Here is an 11,179-nt window from a genome sequence, read left to right on the forward strand (position 1 = left end):
CTCGACCAAGAAGCGTAAGCATACTGGATCGATGAAGCAACTTGGTAAAATGAAGCGTCAAAACTCTATCAATAAGACGAATGGGGATTTAGAAACCCCATCCGTCTTTACGGTGGGGTAGTTCATAGACTCGGATCGCCATCAATACAACATAACTAGAACTACCATAGGTAGAGCGACTGAACAGGATTGGAGAAATTTCGCTTAGGACAAATGGCGTAGTGATGAAGGCGATCGCCAGTGCTATTATCCATTGCTGTTTTACTGCCTGTTCAATTCTAGGCTCTGCAACCAAAAAGTAACCGTAGAGGAGAAAAATCAGGTAGATAAAGCAATTCCAACCTCCTGCCAACCGACTTCCCAAACCCATCGGATGCAACCCTGCTTCCAATGGCACTAGCGGTAACGATAGTAGAAAGATAGCACCAGGTCGTTCCAGAAAACCTGCCAGTTTGATAATCAACTGTTTGCCTGATTCCTGCTTCAGTTTCAAAAACAAAGGCAAACAAAGTAGAGATAACAGAAACAGTACTAATAAATACCAAAGGTGCAATCCCATCCAGGCAAAATTGCCTCCAAACAAATACCATCCTTGAAAGTAAGTAGGTAGGAATTCCAGGAAGGAACCAGAGAAGACTGTTCCCTCGCGCCATAAGCCAATACCATGATTAGGATTGCTGATCCTTTCCAAATAAACTTGCGGAGGGGATAAAATAAATACACCAAAAATAAACGGAATCAACAGCCTCTTTGAGCGTTCTTGTAGGAACTGGTTTGTAGTGCGAACACACAGCGCAAAGTAGATGCTGGCTCCAGAAATCACAAAAAACAGTGGCATCATCCACTGCAGGAGAAAACTGGTAACAACCGTCGCCATTAGGCTAGGTTGGCTACTCTTAATGAAAAACATCCCAGGATCGAAAATTCGTAGACAGTGAAAGATGAAAACGCTCAGAGTTGCAAATACCCGGAGCCAATCGAATTCATAGCGTCTAGTAGCAAGTTCCATGTCAAAATCTAATGGTAAAGCTCTAGCCTGCTGCGGGCTTGTTACGTGGCGGTAACTTAGCGAATTTGGGTAAACTTGGGTTCATATAATCCCATGGTTGAGCACTGGCTGCATAAAAATCCATTCCCGGTTGAAACAAGGTTGGATCGTCAAGGCTACCTGCCATGATACCCATCAGTTCGGGTATCGGTGGCTTGCTGAATAACCGAGAACCGCAATTTGAGCAAAAACCACGACTAACACTGCCTCCACTATCACCAGTAACCTCATAATACTTAACTTCTCCTGTGATAGTAACCGCGTTACGAGGCACAAGTATCGCTGCTGCAAATGCAGTGCCTGTTGCTTGCTGGCAATCACGACAATGGCAATTACCCATCATGATTGGCTCCGCTGAACATTCGTACCGTATACTTCCGCACATACAACCGCCGGTAAAAGGTATTTTCATATATTTTCCTTGTTATCACTCAAACCAATATAGCAACCCGGTTCAAACGAGAAACTTGTAAACCAACGATAAACTAGATGAAACAAGGAGTTAGAAATATGGATCCACGCAAAAGATGGAACAAATGGTTATCCATCGTCACCGTTAGCTTGATAAGTATTACTTTGGTTATTGGTTTAGATATGACGCTGAGAGGAAGTGTTTTCCATCCATATAATGGATGATGAAAATAAAATCCATTTGGCTAATGGCCCAATGTTTACAGCCAAAAGTGCAGAAAAAACTTTTAATGCGATCGCGCTCCTAAGACTGTGGCTCTCTCTTCTCTAAGATCTATATTTCTTCTTTTTTGTCAATCAGCAAATATCACTGGCTTGGCAATGTACAGCTTTATTATTTCAATTTTTCTAGTTTGGTATTTCACCAGGAAAAACTTCACAACTTCTTCGGGTTTCTCAGCCAGACCATAAATAACGTACAGCTTGTAGTCCAAGCTATCTCTAAAGGCCTAGATTTTCAGTTTTTTTTAATATAATTGTTGAGAAATATATATAAGAATTTTTATAAAACCAATATTGGCAAAACAAGAAATAGGATAATATATATGTGTAAGCAAAATTTTTGCTATTCATGTAAAAGAGAGTAGCAACAATGCCTTACATTTTGATATAAAACATCTAAACCATGAAGATTGGCTAAACTACTAAATTTCCCAGCCAAGAAAATTCTTCAGATCAGAAAACAGGAAAATGCGTAAGTCCTCTCCAAGAAAATAGCTTAATCTTGAAGGTTTGATGTTCGTAACCTCATTTGAAAACAGCGAATCTATTTGATTGCTATTCAACCTGAGTGTGATTTTAGAGTCTGTGATCAAAACACACAGGATTCGGGAAGAATTGTAGCAGTTAAGAACCGATTTTCTTGTAAAAAATTAGGAGCAGGAATTATGAAAGCCAAACACATTATGACTCAAGATGTAGCTACTATTCGCGGTTCAGCCACCGTGACAGAAGCCGTTAAATTAATGAGGTTGAAACAATTGCGAGCATTGATTGTAGAACCTCGTCACGATGGAGATGCTTACGGGATTATTACGGAGACAGACATTGTTTCCAAAGTGGTTGCTTATGGTCAAGATCCCAAACAAACTCATGTCTATGAAATTATGAGCAAGCCTTGCATTGTCGTCAATCCTGACTTAGACATAGAATATGTAGCTCGCCTATTTGCTAATACAGGTGTTTGGCGTGCTCCTGTCATCCAAGGTCAACTACTTGGTATTATTTCTGTCACCGATATTATTAATAAAGGTGACTTCCTAGAAACTTCAAAATTGAGTTTCTTGCAAAAAGAACTCCACAAAGCAATCACAAATGCTCGCACAATTGCGACTAACTATGGAGAGGATTCAAAAAGAGCTACCGAAGCTTGGGATTTTGTGGATGAACTCCAAGCAGAAGCCTGTTTTTATGGCGCACCAAAACCAGAAAGATCAGCGCGAGAAAGATTCTCTGAAGCGGCGCAACCAGTAGCTACAAAGTAAGTCTGTTTATAACACAGGAAAGATAAGGGAGACAAGGAAGATAAATGCTTTTGTCTTCCTTATAAAAACCCTTTGTATAGTTCTCATCAATCACAAGCCAAAGAATCTTTTAAGTCAAGTTAGTTTGGTGTTGTTTTGTTACTAACATCATATTTGTTTTTTAAGTAGAAACACTCTCTCAGCATAAAATGATTTATTTATTTTGGGAGTTGTAAAGATTAATATCTCCCTTAGCCCAATAGTATTAATCCTTTGGATAGATAATTTGATGAAAATATATTAGATACTGTATCTCTCGCGGTAGTTGTTTAATTTTGGCGATCATACTATGGCGAAGCTGAAGACTATATTGTAAAGTATGTAATACGTCATAATGAGAAAAATCTGCTTTTCAAGTAAAATCTTTGATTGCAATTTTTTGTTTATTAAGTGCTTTATGTAATGCAAATAAACTTAATAAATTTCATGAACACCTGTGCCTAAAATAAAAATAATAAATATGCATACGAATGCATAACCCTTAACGAATGTGAAAAAAGTTACGCTTGCAGCTGGTATATTGAGTATTGTCAGTGGTATTCTTGTAAGCTGCACAAATACATCTACCAATAGGAATATTTCTCCTAACACTGATACTAATAGCGCTACCTATGTAAGCGCACAGAGTGGAAATGACAATCGCAATGTCAAACTACGATCTGTTGGTGTGACACTTGGCGATCTAAGTAACCCTTTCTTCGTTGTAATGGCACAGGGAGCCGAGAAGGAAGCAAAGAGAATAGGTGGTAACGATGTCAGAGTTACTGTAGTTTCTAGTGGCTATGATTTGAACCAGCAATTTAATCAAATCGAAAATTTCGTTGCTGCTAATACTGACCTTATTATCCTCAATGCTGCTGACAGTAAAGCAATTAGGCCCGCCGTCGACAAAGCAAGGCAAGCAGGCAAAATTGTGATTGCAGTGGATACGGGTGTTGAAGCAGATGTAGATGCTACAGTAACCACTGATAATTTGCAAGCTGGACGGGTTAGTTGCCAATATATTGCCGATCGCCTTAAGGGCAAAGGTAATGTGGTAATTGTTAATGGACCTCCAGTTACCTCGGTGATTCAGCGAGTGGATGGCTGCTTGAAGGTGTTGTCTAAATATCCCGATATAAAGCTCCTCTCTAAAGATCAGAATGCTGAAGGTAGTCGGGATGGAGGACTCAGGGTTATGAGTGATCTACTGACAACATTTCCTAAGATTGATGCGGTCTTTGCTATCAACGATCCATCTGGTGTAGGAGTAGATCTCGCCGCTAGCCAAGCTAAACGTAAAGACTTTTTTATCGTTGGAGTTGATGGTGCGCCAGAAGCAATCCAAGCGATCGCTTCAAACGACAGTCGATATGCTGCAACGGCTACTCAAAATCCTCAAGGAATGACTCAAAAAGCAGTTCAGGTTGGTAACGGGATCTTGCATGGACAAAAACCTGAGTCAAAGAACATTTTGATACCAGTTAAGCTGATTACAAAAAACAACGTTAGTACATCCACGGGTTGGTAAGGCATAGGTATGAATCTTTTTGCCGACTTCCTGGTTACAAATTCTTTTTACAGGGTTCTCTAATGACAACAAATATTGAAACTAATTTTCAGGATGTATCTACTGCTATCCCTGTATTAGAAATGCAAGGGATTACGAAACGATTTCACGGTGTACCTGCCTTACAAAATGTCAATCTCACGATTTATCCAGGAGAGGTTCACGCTTTAATGGGTGAGAATGGAGCCGGTAAAAGCACATTGATGAAGATCCTGGCTGGGGCTTACATTGCCGATGAAGGAGAAATTCGCATCAATGGGCAACCTGTAAAAATAACTGATCCGGGTACAGCTCGCAAGGCAGGTATTAATCTTATCTATCAAGAGCTCAATGTCGCACCCAATTTAACTGTTACTGAAAACATGTTTATGGGTAGCGAGTTGCGGCGAGGTCAGTTTTTAGACCGCAAAGCTATGGAAGCCGAAGCACGGCAAGTACTAGAAAGCTTGGGAGCTAGTTTTGGGGCGAACGATATTGTTGGCACTTTGGCGATCGCCGAACAACAGCAAGTAGAAATTGCACGGGCGCTAAAGGACAAAAGCCGTATTTTGGTGATGGATGAACCAACAGCAGCACTATCTGACCGAGAAACGGAACGGTTGTTTGAGGTGATTCGCAAACTACGGAATGATGGTATTGCCATTATCTACATCAGCCACCGCATGGAAGAAATATACGCTTTGGCTGACCGGATTAGTGTATTGCGTGATGGTCAATACATTGGCAGTCTGACACGCGAGGAAATTTCCCCACAACGATTGGTACAGATGATGGTTGGTCGTTCGATGCAGGATTTTTACGAACATCAACGGCAAACGCTGACTGGCGGAGTGGTGCTAGAAGTCAGAAATATCAGCGATGGACGCAAAGTCAAGCCAGCCACATTTCAACTTTATGCTGGAGAAATTCTCGGACTAGCGGGGTTAGTTGGTGCAGGACGCACAGAGTTATGCCGATTGATTTTTGGCGCTGACAGCAAGATTAGTGGGGAAGTATTCCTACATGGTAAAAAACTGGAGATCAACTCGCCCAGTGATGCTATTGCTGCTGGTATTGGCTACGTCCCAGAAGACCGCAAAAACCAAGGCTTATTTCTAGAAATGAGTTCCCGTAAGAATATTGGTATTAATAGACTCAAGCAGGATGCTAGAGCTGGTCTTGTTAACTGGGGTGCAGTTAACAAGATTGCTGCACAAGCGGTAGAAAACTTTAATATTCGCCTGGCTAATTTGGAAATTGCAGCAGTAAATCTTTCCGGTGGAAATCAACAAAAACTATTACTAGCACGTTGGTTAGCTATTAAACCAAGAGTATTGATGTTGGATGAACCAACACGCGGTGTAGATATCGGTGCTAAAAGCGAAATTTACCGAATTATCAGTGAGTTGGCAACCCAAGGGGTGGCAATTCTCATGGTTTCCAGCGAACTACCCGAGATTGTCGGTATGAGCGATCGCGTTTTAGTCATGCGAGAAGGTGAGCTGGTAGGTGAACTTGACGATAGCCCTGAGAAAAGAATTACTCAAGAAAACATTATGCACTATGCAACTGGATCTGCGGAGGTACTAGCATCATGAGTCAAATGTCTAGAGTTGCTAACAATAGACCTGCTGAGCAAACTAAATCACGCCAGCGATCAATCAACAATCTACTTCAAGTTGCAGGTATTCTGCCAATTCTGGTACTCATCTGCATCTTATTTTCGTTACTTAGCCCTAATTTTCTCACCGCCGGTAACGCCGTCAATATATTACGTCAGGCATCAATCAATATTGTGCTAGCTACTGGGATGACGTTTGTGATTCTCACTGGAGGTATTGACCTTTCAGTGGGGTCAATATTGGCTGTTTCTGCGGTAGTAGCAGTGTTAGTATCGCTACTTCCAGCTTTAGGTTGGGCTGCCATACCTGCTGGGTTACTGACAGGATTACTTTTGGGTTTAGTGAACGGTGGTTTGATCACCTTTTTGGATGTGCCACCGTTTATTGTTACTTTGGGTTCACTGACTGCATTACGAGGTACTGCCTATTTAGTTGCTAATGGGACGACAGTCATTAACCGTCAGATCAATTTTGCTTGGCTAGGTAATAGCTATGTGGGTCCCTTTCCCTGGCTGGTAATTGTTGCTCTATTAACTGTGTTAGTGAGTTGGTTTGTTTTACGACAAACTGTTTTAGGTGTACAGATTTATGCTGTTGGTGGTAACGAGCGAGCAGCACGATTAACTGGTATTAAAGTTGATCGGGTGTTGCTATTTGTCTATGGTGTGAGTGGATTACTCTCAGGTTTGGCAGGAATTATGAGTGCCAGTCGTCTTTATAGTGCTACTGGTATGTTAGGTCAGGGGTACGAATTGGATGCGATCGCTGCTGTTATTCTTGGTGGAACCAGCTTTACAGGCGGTATTGGTACTATTGGCGGCACTCTTTTGGGTGCGTTAATCATTGCTGTTCTCAACAATGGTTTGACGTTGTTGAACATGTCTTATTTCTGGCAACTAGTCGTCAAAGGATTGGTAATTATTGTTGCCGTGGTAATTGATCGCCTCCGCAGACGTTCTAGACGTTAAGCTTAAGAATCTTTTTAGATTTGTGTCATATCAGACACTTTCAGTTTGGTTAAGTTATTGTAATAATACGACTAATCACCGTTCATGGCAAACCCGTTTCTGAGAGAATTATTGAGGAACGTCACTAGATAACATTTTACTTTATTGATAGTAGTAACTTGGGGAAACGCTACATTATCTCAATTCTAATTTCTTTAGTGAGAAAACGATGGCTAAATTTAGTCGAACTTGGTGGGGCGATCGCTTTATAAAAGCACTAGAAGCTTTTACTGATGAAGGCAGACTACAGCGGGGAAGATCCTATGCTAGTGGGGGTAAAGTTAAAAGCTTCGGAATTCATCAAAGTCAGATCCTTGCTCAGGTTAGAGGGTCAATTAACCCTTACTTTGGCGTCTATAAAGAACCAACGTACCACATTTCCATTGAAATCACACCCATTGCTGAAAAAGGTTGGAATGAAGTTATAGAAAAGCTCTCCTCCAAAGCCAGTATAGTTTCTCGCTTGCTACTCAACGAAGTTCCAGAAAACATTGAGGATACCTTTTCAGACTTAGGATTGCATCTATTACCTCACAGCCGAAACGATTTCAATACACATTGTTCATGTCCAGACTATGCGAATCCTTGCAAGCACATTGCTGGTGTTTATTACCTGGTAGCCTCCCAATTGGATAATAACCCATTTCTACTGTTTGAATTGCGAGGGTTATCAAAAACCGAACTTCAGACAAAACTAGCAGAGTCCCCATTAGGCAAACTTTTAGCAGAAGAACTCAACACCAAAGAACTTTCTCTACAACCTTCCACCTCATTCTACACCCAGGTTACTAAGCAACCAATAGACCAAAAGCCAACAGCCAGAGAGTTTTGGTTAGGTACTCATCGACTACCACAAACCATTGACGTTGCAACACCAAGCAGTGTATCGGCAATTCTGATTAAGAAGCAGGGGGATTTTCCAGCTTTTTGGCAAAATGATAATTCCTTTATTGAAGCAATGGAAGAGTTGTATAAGCGCGTGAAAACGAAAAATCAAAATTTGCTCTAATAATCTCTAGGCAAATAAAATTACGATGTCATACAGAGATTTTACAACTCTTGAAAAAGCAATTAACGAAACTCGGTGAAATTCTCGGTATTTTTGCTGAATCATTTAGGGAAATTTTATTAAAACCATGTCGTTGAAGAAGAATTCAGGAGTCAGAATCAATTAGTGCGGGGATTCTTCCCCGCACTAATTGTAGACCGCTCAATCGGACATGGAGCGGGGGTCTTAAATCCCTAGACTCATCCACCAGTCATACAGAATTCATACTGAATTCTGACTCCTGACTCCTGAGTTCTGTTTGATAAAGCTGTGCTGCCAAGCTCGGTATGAAGTTTATTAAATAATTGTAGCGTTTGGTATAAGTTGACAGTAAGTGCGGTAATTGCAACCTCCTTTGAGCCTAAAACCGAACTCGTTCAAATGCCAATTATCAATATCCTAAATACTAGAGAGGTTTCAGAAAGAGGTCTTCTTAAATTTAACTCTTCTAACCTAGATGTCAAATTTTAGGAGGTAACATATGGCACTTATTCATTGGGAACCGTTCCGAGAAATCGACCAACTACAACGAGAAATGAATCGTCTGTTTGATGGTATTACACGCACCACAGCTACCAATGGTGAAAGAGGAGTTGGAGTTACTTTTATCCCCTCAGCCGAGATCCATGAAACTCCTGAAGCTATCCATCTAAAACTTGAAATTCCTGGAATGGAAGCATCTGATCTAAATGTCGAAGTAACTGCAGAAGCTGTTTCAATTAGCGGTGAACGTAAACAAGAAGCTAAAACCTCTGAAAAAGGTGTAACTCGCACAGAGTTCCGCTACGGACAATTCCGACGGGTAATCCCACTATCAACTCGCGTTCAAAACGATAAAGTCCAAGCAGAATATAAAAACGGGGTTCTCAGCCTGACTCTACCAAAGGCTGAAGAAGAGAAGAACAAGGTTGTTAAAGTTAATATTGGTTAACCTATCTGTAGGGGCGAATGACAACTCGCTCCTACAAGTCTATTGTGAGTCCTTGTACTTTTTTAGTAGTTCTGGCAGATAATCGTAACCATCCACACCAATATATTTAATGATATTATTTCGGTCATTAGCGATGATCTGCCTTACGGTTTCATCCCCTATTCGACCGTGCAAAATAGTTAGTAACCCAGCTGCTTGTCGCCACTCGATTGCATTAATTTCATTCAAGAGGTACATCCCCAAGCTGCTATGAGAGATCGCCTGTTCTAAATTATTGAGATTGTAGTAACTTTCTGCCAAATATAAAAAATTCAGTCCTTGAAGATATTTATCTCCAGAGAAATTCGCTGCTTGTTTGCCTTTCTCCAAAAAATCTACTGCCGCTTGCGGCTTTTGCAGAGCAATATAGGCAATACCAAGGCTAGTGTAACATAAAGCTTGAGTTTGAAGAGAAGTCAAACTATTGCCAAATGGCGAATCAGCCAATCTTTCTGATAGTTGTAAACCCCTTTGTAAATATTCTATTGCTGTTTGATAAGTATCTGATTCTATGCGTTCAATTCGCTGGGCTGCAAATACCTCACTACAACCCAGAGTCGCCACTGCTTCAGCTTCCCCGATGCGATCGCCTGTTTGACGAGCTAAAATTAATGCTCTTTGGCTGTAATTGATTGCTTGAGAATAGTCTTTTTGAGCAATACAAATATGGCTCTTGTGGTTGAGATTTGCAATTTCACAGCTTTGATCCCCGGCTTGGCGAGCAATTTCTAGGGCTTCTTGGTGAAATGAGTCTGCTTGTTCATATTTACCCAAGATGCGCTGAGAGTACCCCAATAGCGTCAATATCCGTGCTTTTTCTTGGGTTCCTTCCACTTCTAGCAGCGGTTTGTCGAAATAAGTCACAGCATCCCGTAAGGAATCTCTCCCAAAAACGGCAAATACTCCACCGTAAAGCGGAAAGTATTCTCGATGGGCAAAATTCCTCAGAGTTTGTAACACTATCTGAAAGCAGACTTTTGCTAATTGTTCAGCTGTAGTGCGCTCAATGTGACTCGCTGTATGGAACCCATTTGACAACTCACACCAAACAATCGCAAAATTGAGAAAAGTGCCAATAGCTGCAGATTTTCCCCATTTAGAATCATAAGGTTGTTTCTCAAACCAATTGACCAGTCCTCGTTGCATTCTCTGCAGAACTACTGCTAATTCTACCCAATCTCCTATATATATGTAGGATTGGCGAAGGACTACCTCAATTGCAGATGCATTACTCGCTAATACATAAAATAACAGTTGTGGCAATGGACTGGTAGTTTGCATTGCCCATGTAGCCCAGGGTTCTTGGGTTGGTGCAGATTCCCTTAATCCTATCGGAACTTGTGTGGATTGGTAAATCCAACTGACAAGAGAACTTTCTAATTGCTCATAAGATGTCATCCCACGGGTGATACCAATAGCGAGTTGCTGTATTTCTTGTTTGGTGCTGGAATCATCGCTGGAATCTGCTGCTTGTGTTAATTCTTGCGCTAGTTCTTGCAATTGACTTTGGCTAAAAACTTGGTTTTGGTTGGGATCGATGATCTCTAACAAGGCTGAAAAGCGATAAACTCCAGAGGCTGTGACAATTCTCTGGGCAGCTGCAGTCACTGCAGCTTTGTTGCGTTTCTGTGTTTGAAATCGCTCCCATTCTGTTTGGATACTTTGCAAAGCTTTGAGTGTGCGGCTTAAACGAGATCTTTTTAATTCGGGTGTTTCCCTTTCAAACAACTTAGGCGAATTTGTAGTATTATCAAGTTCGGATTGAGTAGTGTTGAGGCGATCGCTCAAACAGCGTTCAAAAATTTCACCTGTCCCATCATTAATATTTGCTTCCAATTGACGATATAGTTATAGTCTCTGTAAATAAATGACATTAATTTGTCACTGGCACTTAAACGACAACAATTTGTCCCAACGACAATTAATCTTTCCCGAGGACATTAATCTGTCACCGATGACAAA

At 41.0% G+C, this 11,179-nt stretch carries 9 protein-coding genes; 6 read left to right on the forward strand and 3 right to left on the reverse strand.

Annotated features, from left to right (window positions below; genetic code table 11):
- Positions 1 to 88: 88 nt before the first annotated feature.
- Both G4P69_RS33215 and G4P69_RS33220 read right to left on the reverse strand, forming a co-directional pair.
- Positions 89 to 1,009, reverse strand: coding sequence for an acyltransferase family protein (locus tag G4P69_RS33215; protein ID WP_208345207.1), 921 nt, complete (start codon positions 1,007 to 1,009; stop codon positions 89 to 91).
- Between the two features lie 22 nt (positions 1,010 to 1,031).
- Entirely contained in the window at positions 1,032 to 1,460 is a 429-nt protein-coding gene (locus G4P69_RS33220; RefSeq protein WP_208345208.1) for a GFA family protein, read from the reverse strand.
- A gap of 946 nt (positions 1,461 to 2,406) precedes the next feature.
- Here G4P69_RS33220 and G4P69_RS33225 point away from each other — a divergent pair.
- The 6 genes from G4P69_RS33225 (at position 2,407) to G4P69_RS33250 (ending at position 9,178) form a co-directional block, all read left to right on the forward strand.
- Positions 2,407 to 3,003 (forward strand): CBS domain-containing protein, encoded by a 597-nt coding sequence (locus G4P69_RS33225; protein WP_208345209.1) that lies wholly within the window; start codon positions 2,407 to 2,409, stop codon positions 3,001 to 3,003.
- Between the two features lie 529 nt (positions 3,004 to 3,532).
- Positions 3,533 to 4,552 (forward strand): ABC transporter substrate-binding protein, encoded by a 1,020-nt coding sequence (locus G4P69_RS33230; protein ID WP_208345210.1) that lies wholly within the window; start codon positions 3,533 to 3,535, stop codon positions 4,550 to 4,552.
- Between the two features lie 62 nt (positions 4,553 to 4,614).
- Positions 4,615 to 6,168, forward strand: coding sequence for a sugar ABC transporter ATP-binding protein (locus G4P69_RS33235; RefSeq protein ID WP_208354104.1), 1,554 nt, complete (start codon positions 4,615 to 4,617; stop codon positions 6,166 to 6,168).
- A complete protein-coding gene (locus tag G4P69_RS33240) occupies positions 6,165 to 7,160 on the forward strand; it encodes an ABC transporter permease subunit (RefSeq protein WP_208345240.1) in 996 nt (331 codons plus the stop codon). Before G4P69_RS33235 ends, G4P69_RS33240 begins: the two co-directional genes overlap by 4 nt.
- Positions 7,161 to 7,368: 208 nt before the next feature.
- Positions 7,369 to 8,208, forward strand: coding sequence for an SWIM zinc finger family protein (locus G4P69_RS33245; RefSeq protein ID WP_208345241.1), 840 nt, complete (start codon positions 7,369 to 7,371; stop codon positions 8,206 to 8,208).
- A gap of 520 nt (positions 8,209 to 8,728) precedes the next feature.
- Entirely contained in the window at positions 8,729 to 9,178 is a 450-nt protein-coding gene (locus G4P69_RS33250; protein WP_208345242.1) for an Hsp20/alpha crystallin family protein, read from the forward strand.
- 39 nt (positions 9,179 to 9,217) lie between these two features.
- Here G4P69_RS33250 and G4P69_RS33255 read toward each other — a convergent pair whose 3' ends face one another.
- Complete coding sequence (locus G4P69_RS33255) at positions 9,218 to 11,053, reverse strand: tetratricopeptide repeat protein (RefSeq protein ID WP_208354106.1); 1,836 nt, start codon at positions 11,051 to 11,053, stop codon at positions 9,218 to 9,220.
- Positions 11,054 to 11,179 lie beyond the last annotated feature (126 nt).

This window comes from Aetokthonos hydrillicola CCALA 1050, from assembly GCF_017591665.1.
Taxonomy (GTDB): domain Bacteria; phylum Cyanobacteriota; class Cyanobacteriia; order Cyanobacteriales; family Nostocaceae; genus Aetokthonos; species Aetokthonos hydrillicola.